The following is a 16,824-nucleotide window of genomic DNA, read 5'->3' on the forward strand; positions in this document are numbered from 1 at the left end:
AGAAGGTGTGATCATGGGACAGCATCAGGAACCATTCCTCTTAGGGCTGCTCTTTGCCTTGAGTTTTGGTATCTTCTGCGCCCATAGTGTGACTGTATTGCCGCTGCTGCCGGTATGCCTGCTTCTCTGCGGGCTGCTGGGGGCAGCGGCTTTTGGCATCTGGAAAAGTCGGGAGTGGACCTGGGTGCCTTTTATACTGGCGGCTTTTGTACTGGGGGCTGCCAGGCTTTGGAGTGCGGAGATGCTGCCAGCTGATGATATCTCACACTTTGCCCATGAGGAAGTGCGGGTGACGGGTAAGCTGCTGGAGGAGCCATTCCTCAGGCTGGCTTCTGATGGCTCTTACAGGCTACGCCTCCATTTGGAGGCTGAACGAATAAAGAAGGGAAAAGCGGAAACGGTTACGGCTGAAGGCGGCTTGTATGTCTATGCCAGGTTCAATGAAGCGCCCAAGGCATTGCCCCGTATTGGTGATGGTGTTGCTGTCACGGGGAAAGTACGCCTGCCTCATGGCTACAGGAACCCAGGTCAGCTTGATACGGCTCTGCTTCTGAAAAGTCAGGGCATCACCGCTACCCTTTCTGCCCGGGGAGAAAGCCTGAAGGTGGAGGAACGGGAGGGAGCATCCTTCAAGCGTTGGCTATCCTCAGTGCGGAGTCATTATCTCAGCGCTATGGAGGAAGTAATGCCCAAGGAGGACGCTGCTGCTATCTTCGCCATGCTCTTTGGCGGCTATGGCGGGCTGCAGCCGGAATTGTTGGATGCCTTCACCGCCACCGGCATAGTACACATACTTTCGGTTTCCGGCGCTCATATCAGCCTGATTGCAGCGGTGATGGCGTGGCTGGGCATGGCTTTGCGCCTTTCCAAAGGTTTGCGGGCAATTTTGGTAATTGGAACTATAGTGGTTTATTCCCTGCTGTCCGGCTGTGTCCCGCCTGTTATACGCAGCGCCATTATGGGCGGGCTGGCGTTCCTGGCCTTGTCGCTGGACAGGGAGAGGGATGCAAGGCGGATTCTGCTGATAACTGGGTTGGTGATGCTGACAGTTTCTCCACTGCTTCTATTTCATATCAGCTTCCAACTGTCCTTCCTGGCTACGGCGGGGTTGTTGTATCTTGCTCCTGTGATGAGGGAGTGGCTCAAGAAATGTCGTTTGGGTGAGTTCGTTTCTGCAGGTTTTGCCATCACTATGGCGGCGCAATTGTCAACCTTGCCTATTTTAGCCTGGTATTTTAACCAGCTTTCTATATCCTCCCTGCTTGCCAATCTGACTATTGTGCCTATAGTTGAGCTGATCATTGTCATTGGCTTGTTTGGAGGAATAATTGCCTTTCTTTTGCCTTTCCTGGGCAGGATAATCTATGTCGGGGACAGTTTGCTGTTGGGCATCGTTTACGAAATGGCGAGATGGATGTCAAAGCTGCCCGGCAGCATGATCTGGATCCCAACCTTGAACGGTTGGGCAGGGGCTGTTTACTATGCCATACTGTGCTTTATGGTGGCAGATAAGCCCTGGCAGGAAAAGGCATGGGATTTCATGAAGTCCAGGCGGCAATACCTTTTGCTGGCAGGGCTGGTCTTGCTCATGTTCCTGGGCGGACGTTATTTTGCCCACACAGGCGAAATGACTCTGGTGGCAGTGGATGTAGGGCAGGGAGACGCGCTGGTCCTTTGCAGTCCCAAGGGTAGAGTGCTGCTTTTCGACAGTGGAGGCACGCGGGGGGACTTTGATGTGGGGGAGAAGGTCCTGGTTCCTTATTTGAGGCACTATGGCATGAACCGCGTGGAGGCGGTTTTTCTCACTCATGCCCACGATGACCATGCTGGCGGCACTGGGGCGGTACTGAAGAAACTGCCGGTAGGGAAGGTTTATACTGCCTGGGAGGGGCGGGGAGAATATGCCAGGAGCTTCCATCTGAGCCAGGCAGACCCGTTGCTGAATAAACTGGAACCGGCCAGGCAGGGGGCGGCTATGGAGGTTGACGGAGTGCGGGTGGAGGTGCTCTATGCCCCGGAAGTTGTGGCTCCAGGCAGCGGCAATGAGGCTTCCAATGTGTATAAGATTACATACGGGGAGGCGAGCTTCCTTATTACGGGAGATTTGACCAAGGAAAATGAGGCGGTCATTCTGTCCCAGCAAGATCAGGGGAAGCTTCACAGCACAGTACTGAAGGTAGGCCATCACGGTTCAGATACTTCCAGCTCGGAAGAATTTCTCAGGGCAGTTTCTCCAAATTTTGCCATTATCTGTGTGGGCGCAGACAACAGCTTCGGCCACCCAAAGGCCAAAGTGTTGGAGAGACTGCAGCAGGCAGGGGCCGAAATTCACCGTACGGATTTGGAAGGGGAAGTGGTATTCCATACCGATGGGAAGAAGATGTGGGTGGAAAGTTATGCAAAAGAATGAAGAGCTTGATTGTGTTCTAATTTATTTCATGACAAAACCATAACAATAGCGTTATAACTCGGAACAAGATGTCCTTCACTTCCATAGTTGACGATGACGAATATAATAACGGGTTATAAGCATATGTAGCCCGCCTCGTTGAAACACTAATTGGAAGATTTTGCCCACGGCAAAATTTGAACAATTGTGTTATAATATAAAAAGAAAGCTAAAGCATAAATTTCGTAAATCGGAAGGGAGAGCTAGATATACATGTTGGAACTGAAGAACATTTCCTTCCATGTCACCGAGGGCAATAGCCAGGTGGATATCATCCAGGACCTGAGTCTTACTGTGGACAACAGGAAATTTGTGGTCATCACAGGGCCTAACGGCAGCGGCAAGTCCACCCTGGCCAAGATCATTGCGGGCATTGAGCAGCCCACTTCTGGCAGGATTTATTTGGACGGTGAGGATATCACTGACAAGAGCATCACGGAGAGGGCGAAGCTGGGCATCAGTTTTGCCTTCCAGCAGCCTGTGCGTTTCCGGGGCCTGCAGGTCATAGACCTGCTGCGCCTGGCGGCGGGCAAGAAGATTTCTCATATCAAAGCCTGTGACTACCTTTCAGAGGTGGGGCTCTGCGCCAACGACTATCTCAACCGCGAAGTGAACAGCTCCCTGTCCGGCGGCGAGCTGAAGCGTATTGAGATTGCCACTATCCTGGCCCGCAAGACCAGCCTTTCCATCTTTGATGAGCCGGAGGCGGGCATCGACCTCTGGAGTTTCCAGAACCTTATCCGCATCTTTGAGAAAATGCGGGAGGAAATCGAGGAAAGCTCCATCATCATCATTTCCCATCAGGAGCGCATCCTGCAGATTGCTGATGAGATTATCGTGCTGGCAGACGGCAGGGTGCAGGAACATGGGCCCGGCAAGGACATCCTGCCCAAGATTATGGATACCGAGGTCAGCATGCCCATGTGCAGGAAGTTTCAGTAAGGAGGCCGCCCAATGCTACAGATGGATGAGATACAGAAAAGACTGCTGCTGGAGGTGGCTGACCTCCATGATGTGCCCATCGGGGCCTATAACCTGCGTGCCAACGGCAAGTCCGTGGGCCGCGGCAGCTCTGCCAATATTGAGATAACCTCCAAGGAGGACGGCTCCGGCATTGATATCCGCATCAAGCCGGGCACCAAGAATGAGAGCGTGCATATCCCCGTGGTTATGAGCGAGAGCGGCCTGAAGGAAACGGTTTACAACGATTTCTACATCGGTGAGGGGGCCGACGTGGTCATCGTGGCAGGTTGCGGCATCGATAACTGCGGCAAGCAGGATTCGGAGCATGACGGCGTGCACCGCTTCTTCGTAGGGGAAAATGCCAAGGTCAAGTATGTGGAAAAGCATTACGGTTCCGGCCAGGGGGACGGCCAGCGCATCCTGAACCCCGTCACCGAGGTGACCATGGAGGCAGGCAGCTCCATGGAAATGGAAATGGTGCAGATCAAGGGCGTGGACTCCACCAGCCGCACTACCAAAGCCAATCTCAAGGCTGACGCCAGCCTCATCGTGAGGGAGCGCCTGATGACCCATGGCACCCAGTACGCCTACAGCGAATATGAGGTGAATCTGGACGGTGAAAACTCCAGCGCCGATGTGGTATCCAGAGGCGTAGCCAAGGACAAGTCCTATCAGAAGCTGGACCTCCGCATCGTAGGCAACGCCGCCTGCCACGGCCATACGGAGTGCGATTCCATCATCATGGACGAGGGCAGGATTCTGGCCGTGCCTTCTTTGGAAGCCAATAACGTGGACGCCATGCTGGTGCATGAAGCCGCCATCGGCAAGATTGCCGGCGACCAGCTCATCAAGCTGATGACCCTGGGGCTCACAGAGAAAGAGGCTGAGGAACAGATTGTCAACGGGTTCCTGAAGTAAGTTTTGTAATAGCAAACATAAAAAGTCCGATTAAATCAACATTGCGATGCTGATTTGATCGGACTTTTTGAGTTGCTATTCTCCGGTACAGAGGATATGCAGGGTTCCGTTTTTGTCTTCGATAGTTAATTTTCGTACATGGGATTCGTGGTCAGGGATAGTTACGTTGAATTTGTGATTCCAGTCATCAATTTCGTAAATGAGGCCATTAAACATGGTAGCACTTAAAATCATCTGGCAGGGCAAGTCAATACGAGAAGCTATGATGGGGAATTCAGGAAATATCAATTCGCCAATCTGAAAAGTCGGCAATCTGTAAATTGTTCCTGTGGTCATACCTCCAAAGCCGCCAAATGGCTGATCTGGTGCAATAGGAACACCGCCTAGAGACTTTAGCAGTGTTTCGTTGCTTACCCATACAGGCAGTACAGCACCAGTATCCAGCATAGCGTGTAGATGAGAAAAGTTTGTTAGTATTGCAGTAGGGCGTTGTACATCTTCACGCAAGCGTAAGGTAAACTGATTCATTTTCCACTCACCAGCATTCCTAATGGGCACAAATCATCTGGTGTAGTATAGATTGTATACATATCTTCCCCAGCGAGCTGCCGTTTCAATGGTTCCTCATCGGATTCGCCCGCATATTCAACGATGGCAGAACTTACATTTGCTTCGTCTTTCCATTCCACATTGGAGAGACCTACCCATTTGCCAGGGTAGATTTTTTTTATCTCCTCCCAGGTCAGACGCTTGCTCATACTAACACCTCCTAGCAGAAATTATGTGTTGTCTTAATTATATCATCTTTGTGGATATATTGAAGATGTTTTCAGAAAAGTATTTTTTAATAATATGATCTATAGATAAAGTATATGGATGTGGATCTGATTATAAAAATACTTAATCTATATTAGGGCAACAACAGGCCGTCATGGTGCAAGTGGTGATGTAATGTTTCGCATATTGGGAATACGACTTTTAAAGGCAGGAAATCAGGCTGGTGTTAACGAAGACTAATAGGTAGAGGTTGATCGTTTATTAAAATAATTGTTGTAATATCGTGCGTCTAAAGCTGTTCATGATGCTTTGCCTCCCAATAGCACTGTGGACAGGTTTGGAGATAGCTATTTGATAGGGAGGGGAAATGTGTGGGAACGGAGTACAAAATGCTTGATTTTGTTAACAGGAATAGAGTTCAGTTAAAAGAAGATTTGCTGAGATATTTTGGTGATTATGAAGTTGAGGTTTATTCAAGAGGAAATAAGGGTTATGAGTACCTGGAGGCTGATGATTTTGTGTTGGTTATAAAGAACCCATATTGTAATAAAACGTTAGATATAGAACTAAGAGGAGATTTTACAGTTTTCTTCTCTGATTGGCACGCACATTACTTTGCGTTTGATAATGATTACGAGGAAATGAAGAAGGATATATTGGGGTTGTTGAGAGGAAAGATAGGTGTGATGTTAGCGGTTGATTCTCTTAATAAACCATTATCGTCGCATTTATGTAGTGCAAGACTTACAGGTTTGACAGATAAATTTCATTTATTAAATAGGTATGTACATAGTGAAGATGTAGCTAGGAAAATTATTAAAATGGGTGGGAGTATACATATTGTATGTTGGAATCCTGCAGATTCTTCGACATTCGATATTCCTGCGGAGTGTTAATAGGGAAAATAAGAGGAACGGTAATCGAATATTGTAGTGGCGCATGTAATCATGTGAGATGGAGAATTTTAAATGGAGACAGTAAAATTTGAATTGAAGCAGTATCAAATAAGTTCCATACTAGGTATGATTGAGGCTGGACAGTTTGTTATACCGGAGATTCAGCGTCCTTTTGTATGGAAACGTAGTCAAGTCAGGGATTTAATCGATTCGCTTTATAATGGATATCCAACTGGGTATATTATCACATGGAAAAACCCTGATGTGCAGATAAAAGATGGAACTGTAGCTAATGGTAATCATGTTCTTATTGATGGGCAGCAGAGAATTACAGCGATCATGGCGGCAATCTCGGGACTGGAAGTTTTAGATGAAGATTTTAATAAAGATAGAATAAAGATTGCATTTAATCCGTTAACTGAAGACAAATCGAAACGTTTTGCAGTGCAGGATGCTTCTCATTTGAAAGATAAACGTTGGATTCCCGATATTTCATTGATATTTAGAAGTGATTTTGATTCTTTTACGTTTTCTCAAGAATATAGTAATAATAATCCAGATGTGACGCCTAGTATGATAAATAGTGTGATTAATAAGCTTAAGGATATATCATATCGACAGATAGGTGTTATTGAACTTGCCCATAGCCTGGATATAGATGAGGTAACAGAAATATTCATACGTATCAACTCTAAGGGTACTGCACTCAGTCAGTCTGATTTTGTAATGTCAAAGATGGCTGCTGATGTGAATCATGGTGGTAATAAATTGCGTAAGGTTGTAGACTATTTCTGTCATTTGGCGGTAAAACCTGATTTTTATGAACAAATGACTAAGGATGAAGCGTTTGTATTGACTCCGTATGCTGAGAAAATAAGATGGCTTTATCATGATAATGAAGAGCTTTATATCCCGACTTATAGTGATATGCTTCGGGTTGCATTTATGCATAAATTTGATCGTGCTAAATTGGCAGATTTAGTTAGTTTGCTATCGGGGCGTGACTTTGAAACAAAAGAATTTAGGGAAGAAATTATTGAAGATTCTTATACTAGACTAGAGCAGGGGATAAATGATTTTATAAATGAAAATAACTTTAAGAATTTCATATTGGCAATTAGAAGTGCAGGGTTTAGATCTAATAAGCTTTTGAATTCAAAAATGACATTGGATTTTGCATATATGCTCTATCTCAATTTGCTAAAGGATAAGGAAACTTCCGCTGTTCAAGTGAAGCGTTATGTGCAGAAGTGGTTTGTGTTGTCAACTCTTACGGGGCGTTATGTTGGATCACCAGAATCTGTGATGAGTCGTGACATACGACTTATAAGAGAAAAAGGATACATTGATTATTTTAGGGAGGTGGAAGATTCTACACTTTCAGATACTTTTTGGAATGTAACACTTCCTCAAAATCTAGAAACTTCATCAGCTAACAGCCCCGCATTTAATACGTTTTTAGCTGCACAAATTAACCAAAATAGCAATTCGCTTTTTCAAACTGGAACTATGGTATCTGATCTAGTAGAGGTCGTTGGCGATATCCATCATATATTTCCTAAGGCGTATTTAAAGAAGAATGGAATAGATAACAAATCAAAATATAATCAAGTTGCAAATTATATTTATCTTGACACTCATGTTAATACGGCTATAAGTGATAGTGCTCCTAGTGAATACTTTGCGACGGTCTGTCAACAGTGCGATTCTAGGGAAATAAAAATAGGCAATATCACGGATAGAGAAGCTATGATGGTTAATCTTAGTGAAAATGCGATTCCCGAGACTATCTTTGATATGAATTATAGTGACTACGATTATTTTTTGTTATTAAGACGTAAAATGATGGCAAAATTTATTGAAATGTATTATAAAGGATTATGAATAATAGACAACTAATTTTAGTTGTGGTTGGTTGACGATTATTTATATGCGTAATGTCAACAGAAAGAGAATTTGGAAGATGAGCTCTAATTTTATATATTGAATAGTAGTTTGTTGATTTGTGAGGAGAAAAATAATAGAGTATTTCAAGCTTGGTCTACACAAATCGGAACCGCATTTTGCATGCTATACGAAGCGTTCACCTTTTATGGATAGTCTGCCATAAATGTCATTTAGCTTTACGGGGGGCGTAAATAATGCCTTTGGAAATAGTACGCAACGATATAACGAAGATGCAGGTTGATGCCATCGTCAACACAGCAAATCCCCGTCCTGTGGTGGGCGGGGGTGTTGACCGGGCTATACATAAGGCCGCAGGGACTGGGTTATTGGCAGCACGGAAGGAAATCGGTGACATTGCCACAGGTAAGGCCGTTATTACCCCTGCATTCAGCCTCAATGCCAAATTCGTAATCCACACGGCAGGTCCTGTGTGGCATGATGGCGGGCAGGGGGAGAGGGAACTGCTGGCAGATTGTTATGCAAACTCCCTGCGACTGGCAGAGGAGAACGGCTGCACTTCTGTAGCTTTCCCGCTTATCTCTGCGGGGGTGTATGGCTGTCCCTCAGAGATTGCTATAGCCGTGGCGACCCAGGCTATACGCGGATTTTTGTCTGACCATGATATGAAAGTCTATCTGGTAGTTTTTGACCAGAAGTCCTTCAGGATATCCAGCAGCTTGTTTGAAGAGGTGCAGAGTTTCCTGGATGAGAGGTATATTGAGGAACTGCTGGGCGAGGAATACTTTGGTGATCTCAGGGAAAGACGCAGGATGTTTGAAAAGCCTGCATATTTGGGAGATGAAGCGCCCGTGGAGGAGGCAGCTATGGCTGCTCCAGCCAAAGCCCGCTCTCTGGACGATTTGCTCAAGGAAATAGACGATACTTTCTCCGAAGCGCTGCTGCGCCTGATAGATACAAAGGGGAAGACCGACCCTGAGGTGTATAAAAGGGCTAATGTTGACCGAAAGCTGTTTTCGAAGATACGCAACAACCCGGCCTATAAGCCCAGCAAGTCCACAGCTATAGCATTTGCGGTGGCCCTGGAGCTGAATCTTGATGAAACCAAGGATTTTATCGGCAGGGCGGGGTATGCCCTGTCTCACAGCAGCAAGGCAGATATAATCGTGGAGTATTTCATCGAGCGGAAGGAGTACGATATCTTTACCATCAATGAGACGTTGTTTGCCTTCCAGCAGCCGCTTTTAGGGTGCTGAAGATGGTTTCTGGCAGGAAAATGGTAAGACGGGGAAGAATGAAAAAACGAGGATTTTTAGTTTTTTTGCGAGGTGAAGAAAGATGTATTTTGGAAAGCATGTCAAAGCTGTGGCTATTATCGGGGCTTCGTTGATTCTCTGCGGTTCGGTGGCGGCCTATGCAGATGTGGCTGAGCCCTGGCCAGGGCCGCGGCCTTATGCCCATGAGGGGCGGGAAGCTGATGCTGCCATGCCGGATGTCAACTTCGGCATAGAGGAGAATGGGGTAATGGCGATGTATTTCCATTTCAACGCTCCATGCCAGTATCAATATGCCATTCGGAGAGCGGATTCTGATGAAATGGTCACTTACGGCAAGGGGGCAGGCAGCAGGGATAGTACGGAGAGGGATGTCTTTTTCTACGGATCGCCGGAAGAGGGCGTGACACTACATTATGTGCTGAGAATCGACGCAACTTTCCAGCGCCAGACGCGTTTTGGCAATAAGCTGTCCAACAATTGGCTGGAAAAGCATATCTTCATCCAGAAAGTTGACGGAGAGGACAAGGTAAGTGTTTTTCTGTAGGGAGAGAATGAGCAGGTTGCTTCTGTATACGCTGCAACACTTTGCCGTGGATGGTGTTTGCGGCGCTGCTTTGGCGGCGTATGCCCTGCGGGAGTTGTATTATGAACCGATTCTCTACTATTTCGGGATGTATAACCTGATAGCCTTTGGCGGCCAATGGCTGGCTGGCTATCTGCTGGATCGCCGCCCCACCTGGACTTCCTACGGGCTTCTGTTGTCCTTGGCGGCTCTGGGGCTTGGCACGGTGGAAACCTTGGACATTTTTGCAAAGGTCATCTGCCTGGGGCTGGGCAACTGTATCTTCCATGTGGCGGCGGGAAGCATTGTCCTGCGTGGGTATTCCACCTACAAGGAGCTGGGGCTTTTTGTGTCCAGTGGTGCTATCGGGCTGGCCCTGGGGCTGAACCAGCTTTGCGGGGAGTACTTGTTCCTGTCGTTGTATGCTGTATTGACCCTGGTGGTATTTTACAATCTGCAAAAGGAGGGCGGGCAGGCTCCCTGCGTATGCAAAACAAGCACGCAGGATGCAGCCGGAGTGAAGGGGATTGCTCCGCTGGCAGGGATGGCCTGCCTCTTCCTGCTCCTGGGGTGCGTGGTCCTGCGTGGTTTTGGCGGTGGCGGCGGTTCAGAGGAGTACGTGATGCTCTTCCCCTGTGTCTTTGCGCTAGGCAAGGCTCTGGGAGGATGGTGCAGCGACCGCATCGGTTTCCAGCACACGATTGTGCTGATTTTCCTGCTGGGATTTTTGGCGCTGCAGGGAGGCGGACTGTGGTCTGCGGTGCTGCTGGCCTTGGCCTTTAACATGACGATGCCTTTGACACTGCGCCTGGCGCATTGGTGCAGCCCGTCCCATCCCGGCCTGATGTTCGGGCTGGCTGCCGGCTGCCTGTTGCCGGGTGCCTTCTTTTATGACAGCTTACGGATGCCGCCTCACGCCATGCTTGTGATTCAGTTCCTATGCCTTTTTGCATCTTTTGAGCTTTTTCGGAGGTTCAGTAAGGAACGGCCGTGAGAATGCAGTTTTTTGACTATCTTCTTGAGGTGAGGTGTGATGGTTTGCTGAAGAAGGGAAGGATAGTTGCGGTCATAGGGATTCTTTTGTTTCTCTTCAATTCCACTGTCGCTTATGCAGATGTAGCGAATCCTTTGCCTGGCTCAAGGTACCTTGATTATATTGCCCAGCCTGAGTTGCTGGAGAATGCCCTGCTGACTGTGATCATTGAGGTGCCTCTGTTTTACTTGCTAGGCTATCGAAGGCTCTATGACTGCGCCTACTTTGCAGGAGTCAACATCATCACCAATCTCCTGCTGAACGAATGCTTGCAATTTGCCACGGACGATACCTGGTATCTGTGCCTGCTGGTGGTGGGGGAGTGCATGGTGGTGGCACTGGAATTCGCATTATGCCTATATGGACTCCGCACTGAGGGCAAAAATCTGTTTCGTACCCTCCTGCTCACGAACCTGGCCAGTTTTTTGGTGGGGGTCATTTATTACATCTTTTTCTAGGAAGGGCAGGAAGGTGTTTTAAGGCAGTTTTTTTCTATTTCCGTCAGCAGGGCGCGGGCGCTTTGCTCTGAAACCAGGGCTTCCTGGTCGTGGGCTTTCACTTCCTGCAGGGCTTGGGCAAAGTTTGCTGCTTTGTCCTGGCTGCCTGCCAGCAGGTCGAGGCCCAGCAGGTCGGCCCTGGCTATGCGCTGCAGCTGTTCCAGCTGGGGGCGGCATTCGGCGAGGACTTCCGGCGGGAGGTCAGTGAGGAGATTGCCGATGGACTTGTCCAGGGCAAGAAGCTCTTTGGTCAGTTTCTTTTCAGCGGTTTGGCGTTTCCTGGGAGTCTTGGCTGCCCAGTAGGAATCTGCCAGCTGGCGGAGTTTTTTGCCGTCTGCGGGGCCGATTTCTGCCCAGCTTACCTTCATGTGCTGGGAATGGTCAGCAAATCTTTCCATGTCAGCTGCCAAGGGACCGTATTCTTTTTTCAGGGCTTTGCGCCAGGCTTTGGCGGGCTTGTAGCCTCTGGGGTATTTGGCATAGGCCGCCCCGGTGGTGAGGCTGAGCTTTGACAGTTGGGCATATTTCATGGGGTTGAAAAAGATGGCAGGGAGCTTCTTGCGGGGAAGCTTCTCTATGGGGCCGAGAGCCAGCTTTGCTTCCAGATAATCGCTGACGGGATAGTTCCACCACAGGCCAAGCCGCCTGCTGTAGAGCTTGTTGGCTTCTGCGTAGTCCTTGTCCTGCAGCCCGTCGGGTACTACCTTCTCCCCGGTGTAGAGCACCAGGATGTCCTTGTTCAGGGTGTCTGAAAAAGATTTTGTGTATTCTTTCACTGCGCCTTTTTCCGTCATGTCCAGATGGAAATATTCTGTGGGCACGGTGATGAGAGGGGAGACGCTGGGGTGGCTTTTGACGAAGTTTTCCTCCAGCCAGTTCAGGAATTCTGCCTGCCCCTGGCCGTCCTTGTTTTCTATGTCGTCAAAGAAGATGGCAAAATCCCTCACGCCAAGGTCATACATGGCATTGAGTTTGTTTTGCATGGCCAGGCGGTCGTTCTGCCCTTGCTCCCCTGCAAAGCTGATGTCAAGGCCAGGAGAAACTGCAAAGATGAACTTCACTTGCTGGCGTTTGGCTGCAGCGATGAGGTCAGACAGTTCAGTCAGTTTGTCCTGGGGATATGGTTCGCGCCACTTGGAGCGATGATAGGGATCATCTTTGGGGGCGTAGATGTAGGCGTTGAGTTTTTCCTGCTGGCAGAAGTCTATCATGTCCAATCTGTCAGACTGGGACCAGGGGGTGCCGTAGAAGCCTTCTACGATGCCCCGCAGGGGAATGGGGGAGGCTGAGGCAGTGAGGCTGCCGGTGAGCAGCAGGGCTGCCAGGCTGGCAAGAAGTTTCTTTTTCATGGGCTTGCTCCTCTGTTTTCAGTAAATATGATATTCCTTCCAGGGAATTTGGTCCAGTCGGATGGATTTCAGGAATTCCACGATGTCCTTGCGCCCATAGTAATGGGGCGTACCATTATTATCCTGGCTCATGAGGATGATGGGCATGTTGGGAAAGAAGCGGGAGAGGGCCCGGCGCGTGTGTACCAGTCGGGCGGTGTAGCGGGTGACTTCCGGCCTTACGGCTACGACAGCGAAGGTCACTCCCTGCTCTATGATTACGGCTCCGTGTATGGTCATGATAGTCCTCTCCTTTGCGAGTTTCTTTGTTTTCATTTTATCAGAGAAGGCAGGCGGGAACAAGAAAAACTCCTTGACAGGGCAGGGGGCAGCTCCTATAATAATCCTTACATAAGAACAAAGGCGATGCGGAAGACATGACGACTGTGGTTGCTCCTACAGAGAGCGGGGCCCTGGCTGCAAGCCCTGCGGAGAGAAAGCAGTGCGTTACCCCTTCCAAGCTGCAAGGCTGAAGCCTTTTGGTGGGTAGGTCTTGCCGGAGCAATCTCCGTTAAAAATGTCCAAAGTGGCTCTGAGTTTTCGGGGCAAGCAGGGTGGAACCGCGAGTTTGTGACTCGTCCCTTCATTAGATTGAAGGGACGGGTCTTTTTAGTTTTACGTCTTTGGATGCGCTTTCCTGCGGGTGTCCGGGGCGGTGTTTAGGAGGAATTTTCATGCTGAAAATCACGCTGAAAGACGGTGCGGTGCGCGAAGTGGCCGAGGGTACGTCCGTACTTGATTTTGTGAAGCAGGTGAGCAACAGCCTGGCCAAGAAGGTGCTGGCTGCCAAGGTGGACGGCGAGACTGTAGACCTTACCCGCGTCCTGGACAAGGATTGCCAGGTGGATTTCCTGACCTTTGAGGAAGAGGACGGCCGCTGGGCTCTGCGCCATACGGCTTCCCATATCCTGGCACAGGCCGTGAAGCGCCTCTACAAGGACAACAATGTGCAGCTGGCCATCGGCCCTGCTATCGACAACGGCTTCTACTATGACTTCGACATGGACCGCCAGCTTACGGAAAGCGACTTGCGGGACATTGAGAAGGAAATGAAGAAGATCGTCAAGGAGAACCTGAAGTTGGAGAGGAAAGAAGTCAGCCGTGCTGATGCCATCGCCTTCTTCAAGGAAAAGGGCGAGAACTACAAGGTGGAGCTCATCGAAGATCTGCCTGAGGATGCAACTATTTCCATGTACTCCCAGGGCGAGTTCACCGACCTCTGCGCCGGTCCCCATGTGCTTTCCACGGGCAAGGTGAAGGCCATCAAGCTTCAGAGTGTGGCAGGTGCTTACTGGCGCGGCAGCGAGAAGAACAAGATGCTCCAGCGTATCTACGGCACGGCTTTCGAGAAGCAGGCAGATCTTGACGAGTACCTGCATATGCTGGAGGAGGCTGCCAAGCGCGATCACCGCAAGCTGGGCAAGGAACTTGATCTCTTCAGCCTCCACGAGGAAGGTCCCGGCTTCCCCTTCTTCCACCCCAATGGCATGGTGATTCGCAACGAACTCATCAATTACTGGCGTGAAGTGCACCGCCGCTACGGCTATCAGGAAATCAAGACTCCCATGATTATGAACCGCAAGCTCTGGGAGACTTCCGGCCATTGGGATCATTATAAGGAGAACATGTACTTCACGAAGATTGATGAGGAAGATTATGCAGTGAAGCCCATGAACTGCCCCGGCGGCATGCTGGTTTACAAGTCCCATCAGCACAGCTATCGTGACCTGCCCCTGCGCATGGGCGAGCTGGGCCTGGTACACCGCCATGAGCTCTCCGGTGCTCTCCACGGTCTGTTCCGCGTCCGCAACTTCACCCAGGACGATGCCCATCTCTTCATCACTCCCAGCCAGATTGAGGAGGAAATCCAGCACACCATCGACCTGTTCGATGAGGTCTACAGCACCTTCGGCCTGTCCTACACGGCAGAGCTGTCTACCCGTCCTGAGGACTCCATGGGTTCTGATGAGATCTGGGAGAATGCTACCAACGCTCTCCGCAATGCCTTGGAGCACCGCGGCCTTGAGTACATCATCAACGAGGGTGACGGCGCTTTCTACGGCCCGAAGATTGACTTCCACCTCCGTGATTCCATCGGTCGTACCTGGCAGTGCGGCACCATCCAGCTGGATATGCTCATGCCTGAGAAGTTCGACCTGACCTATGTGGGTGAGGACGGCGAGAAGCACCGCCCTGTCATGCTCCACCGTGTGGTGTACGGCTCCATCGAGCGCTTCATTGGCATCCTCATCGAGAACTATGCCGGTGCCTTCCCGGTATGGCTGGCTCCTGTGCAGGTGAAGATCCTGCCCATCACGGACAAGCATGCCGACTACGCTTATGAGCTGAAGAAGAAGATGTTCGACCTTGGCCTCCGCGTTGAGGTGGATGACCGCAACGAGAAGACGGGCTACAAGATCCGCGAAGCCCAGGTCAAGAAGATTCCTTACGCTCTCGTAGTAGGCGACCAGGAAGTGGAGAACGGTACTGTCACTGTCCGCCGCTATGGCGAGAAGGAAACCCAGTCCATGGGCGCTGAGGACTTCATCAAGCTGGTGCAGGAGAAGATTGCCAGCAAGAAGTCTGCCAGCGAGGAGTAAGAAATAGTTAGTGAGAAAGGGGGATAGGTGTAGCATAAGCGGAACGTGTGGGATTTTGCCATAGGCAAAATTCCAAGTGTTGCGTTGCTATGCCTATGTCCCAAACGCCTTAGCAGGGAAATGCTTTCAAAGTTTGCTGAAAGTTTTCCTTGCTAAGGCTTTTTCTTTGTGGTAAAATATATCCGTTCTGTTTGGAAGCCATACCACTCAACGGTTTTCAACATCCAGTAAGGAGGTGTAGCGATATGGCAAATGTTTGCGAGATTTGTGCAAAGGGTGAGCTGTCCGGTAACAACGTCAGCCATTCCCATCTGAAGACGAAGCGCTCCTGGAAGCCCAACATTCAGCGCGTCCGTGCTGTGGTCGAGGGTGAGGTCAAGCGTGTTAACGTCTGCACCCGTTGCCTGCGTTCAGGTAAGGTTCAGCGTGCCCTTTAATCTATGCGCATAGATTGGTAAAAGCTGATATATCATAAAAGAAGCTGCCTAGCCTTGGTGCTAGACAGCTTCTTTTATTTGTTCTGGTAGAAAGCATCCCATAATAATAAAACCTCCCCGCGTATGGGGGAGGTGGCAGGGCTTAGATATCCCAGTGCAGCATATCCGGGTTCGGGGTTGCTTTGTCAATCTCGGCCAGGATAAAGGGAGTGTTGTCGTGGGTGGCGGCAAAGGCGTGCTCCAGGGCAGCCTTGTTTCGTTCGGGAATCTCCATGGCGTGGAGGGCCATGTGCATGTAGTCCTTGGCAATGAGGGTGCCGGATCCCCGGGCGGCGGCCAGGTGGGCCTTGAAGCGGTAGCCGTAGTAGACGTAGCTGTTGTGGGGGATGGGCAGGTCCTTGTATGCTTCCAGGCGCTCGTCCACTTCAGCCTCGGCCTGCTCTGTCATCTTCATCTTGTGCATGAGGTTCCAGCGGTCAGCCCAGAGCTCGCCGCGCAGCAGGTATTTGTAGAGGAAGTCCGTGTTCTCCGCCAGCTCGATGGCCAGGTTGATATGGTTAAGGGCCTTCTCGTCCTGATTGAGGCTCTTTTCCAGGCTGCAGAGCTTCTGGAGGGCAAAGGCCTTTTCCTCAACTTCTTCAGCATTCTCCTCGTCAATCTCTTCCTCTACGATGCTGCGGAAGAGTTCTAACGCTTCCTTTTCCTTGTCAATGCCCTTCATGGCCAGGAAATGGGCCAGATGGGCTCTGGCCCGCCAGTTGTCCATGCCGCCGGTGAAGAGCGTCTCGGGGGGATGGGCGGGGGAGTCCATTACCAGATGAACGAGCTTGTGGAATTCTTCTTGAGTCATTGCAAACCTCCGTAATAAACATCAATGAAAAAGCCCCGAGGCTGAACCTCAGGGCTTGCATTTTCAAGTGGTGCCGGAAATCGGACTTGAACCGATACGTTGTTGCCAACGCCAGATTTTGAGTCTGGTGCGTCTGCCAATTCCGCCATTCCGGCAAGATAGTAACTGCTTGTGTCGCTAACGAATAAAAGTATATCATTTATTTATATGTACGTCAATATTTTTGTGAGAAAATTTTCTGGGAGAGGATTATGTGAGCCGTTGTTTACAGA

The 16,824-nt window shown here is 49.7% G+C and carries 16 protein-coding genes and 1 tRNA gene; 11 read left to right on the top strand and 6 right to left on the bottom strand.

Going from position 1 to position 16,824, the window contains the following annotated elements; all coding sequences use genetic code 11:
• Positions 1-13 precede the first annotated feature (13 nt).
• The 3 genes from P159_RS0107955 (at position 14) to P159_RS0107965 (ending at position 4,330) form a co-directional block, all read left to right on the top strand.
• Positions 14-2,410 (top strand): DNA internalization-related competence protein ComEC/Rec2, encoded by a 2,397-nt coding sequence (locus tag P159_RS0107955; protein ID WP_029543015.1) that lies wholly within the window; start codon positions 14-16, stop codon positions 2,408-2,410.
• A 252-nt stretch (positions 2,411-2,662) separates the two neighbouring features.
• Complete coding sequence (locus tag P159_RS0107960) at positions 2,663-3,391, top strand: ATP-binding cassette domain-containing protein (protein ID WP_029543017.1); 729 nt, start codon at positions 2,663-2,665, stop codon at positions 3,389-3,391.
• Between the two features lie 12 nt (positions 3,392-3,403).
• The gene (locus P159_RS0107965; protein ID WP_029543019.1) at positions 3,404-4,330 is read left to right on the top strand and encodes a SufD family Fe-S cluster assembly protein; all 927 of its coding nucleotides are present in this window, start codon (positions 3,404-3,406) and stop codon (positions 4,328-4,330) included.
• A gap of 75 nt (positions 4,331-4,405) precedes the next feature.
• On the opposite strand, the gene P159_RS0107970 is transcribed toward P159_RS0107965, so the two are convergent.
• Both P159_RS0107970 and P159_RS0107975 read right to left on the bottom strand, forming a co-directional pair.
• The gene (locus tag P159_RS0107970) at positions 4,406-4,858 is read right to left on the bottom strand and encodes an aspartyl protease family protein (RefSeq protein WP_029543021.1); all 453 of its coding nucleotides are present in this window, start codon (positions 4,856-4,858) and stop codon (positions 4,406-4,408) included.
• Positions 4,855-5,088 (bottom strand): hypothetical protein, encoded by a 234-nt coding sequence (locus tag P159_RS0107975; RefSeq protein ID WP_029543023.1) that lies wholly within the window; start codon positions 5,086-5,088, stop codon positions 4,855-4,857. The genes P159_RS0107970 and P159_RS0107975 overlap by 4 nt, the downstream gene beginning before the upstream one ends.
• Before the next feature lie 390 nt (positions 5,089-5,478).
• On the opposite strand from P159_RS0107975, the gene P159_RS0107980 reads away from it, so the two are divergent.
• The 6 genes from P159_RS0107980 to P159_RS0108005 all read left to right on the top strand — a co-directional run bounded on the left by P159_RS0107980 (position 5,479) and on the right by P159_RS0108005 (position 11,238).
• Positions 5,479-6,003, top strand: a complete 525-nt coding sequence (locus P159_RS0107980) for a hypothetical protein (protein ID WP_029543025.1) — start codon at positions 5,479-5,481, stop codon at positions 6,001-6,003.
• 72 nt (positions 6,004-6,075) lie between these two features.
• A complete protein-coding gene (locus tag P159_RS0107985) occupies positions 6,076-7,887 on the top strand; it encodes a DUF262 domain-containing protein (protein ID WP_051650238.1) in 1,812 nt (603 codons plus the stop codon).
• 257 nt (positions 7,888-8,144) lie between these two features.
• Entirely contained in the window at positions 8,145-9,164 is a 1,020-nt protein-coding gene (locus P159_RS0107990; RefSeq protein ID WP_029543028.1) for a macro domain-containing protein, read from the top strand.
• An 82-nt stretch (positions 9,165-9,246) separates the two neighbouring features.
• A complete protein-coding gene (locus tag P159_RS0107995; RefSeq protein WP_029543031.1) occupies positions 9,247-9,729 on the top strand; it encodes a hypothetical protein in 483 nt (160 codons plus the stop codon).
• Positions 9,730-9,736: 7 nt separating this feature from the next.
• Entirely contained in the window at positions 9,737-10,741 is a 1,005-nt protein-coding gene (locus tag P159_RS0108000) for a hypothetical protein (protein WP_029543033.1), read from the top strand.
• Between the two features lie 44 nt (positions 10,742-10,785).
• Positions 10,786-11,238, top strand: coding sequence for a hypothetical protein (locus tag P159_RS0108005; protein ID WP_185753674.1), 453 nt, complete (start codon positions 10,786-10,788; stop codon positions 11,236-11,238).
• Here the strand turns inward: P159_RS0108005 and P159_RS0108010 are convergent.
• Both P159_RS0108010 and P159_RS0108015 read right to left on the bottom strand, forming a co-directional pair.
• Positions 11,235-12,626, bottom strand: coding sequence for a protein O-GlcNAcase (locus P159_RS0108010; protein ID WP_051650239.1), 1,392 nt, complete (start codon positions 12,624-12,626; stop codon positions 11,235-11,237). The genes P159_RS0108005 and P159_RS0108010 overlap by 4 nt on opposite strands.
• Before the next feature lie 18 nt (positions 12,627-12,644).
• Positions 12,645-12,905 carry a hypothetical protein gene (locus tag P159_RS0108015; RefSeq protein WP_029543040.1) on the bottom strand — a complete coding sequence of 87 codons (261 nt, stop codon included), beginning with the start codon at positions 12,903-12,905 and terminating at the stop codon, positions 12,645-12,647.
• 434 nt (positions 12,906-13,339) lie between these two features.
• Here P159_RS0108015 and thrS point away from each other — a divergent pair, with 434 nt between their 5' ends.
• Both thrS and rpmB read left to right on the top strand, forming a co-directional pair.
• Positions 13,340-15,265 carry a threonine--tRNA ligase gene (gene thrS, locus P159_RS0108020; RefSeq protein WP_029543041.1) on the top strand — a complete coding sequence of 642 codons (1,926 nt, stop codon included), beginning with the start codon at positions 13,340-13,342 and terminating at the stop codon, positions 15,263-15,265.
• 245 nt (positions 15,266-15,510) lie between these two features.
• The gene (rpmB, locus tag P159_RS0108025; protein WP_029543043.1) at positions 15,511-15,702 is read left to right on the top strand and encodes a 50S ribosomal protein L28; all 192 of its coding nucleotides are present in this window, start codon (positions 15,511-15,513) and stop codon (positions 15,700-15,702) included.
• Between the two features lie 142 nt (positions 15,703-15,844).
• Here the strand turns inward: rpmB and P159_RS0108030 are convergent, their stop codons facing one another.
• Together P159_RS0108030 and P159_RS0108035 are read right to left on the bottom strand one after the other, a co-directional pair.
• A complete protein-coding gene (locus tag P159_RS0108030; protein ID WP_029543046.1) occupies positions 15,845-16,552 on the bottom strand; it encodes a hypothetical protein in 708 nt (235 codons plus the stop codon).
• Between the two features lie 68 nt (positions 16,553-16,620).
• A tRNA-Leu gene (locus P159_RS0108035) sits at positions 16,621-16,707 on the bottom strand.
• Positions 16,708-16,824 lie beyond the last annotated feature (117 nt).

It is taken from the genome of Selenomonas sp. AB3002 (genome assembly GCF_000702545.1).
In the GTDB taxonomy this organism is placed as follows: domain Bacteria; phylum Bacillota; class Negativicutes; order Selenomonadales; family Selenomonadaceae; genus Selenomonas_B; species Selenomonas_B ruminantium_A.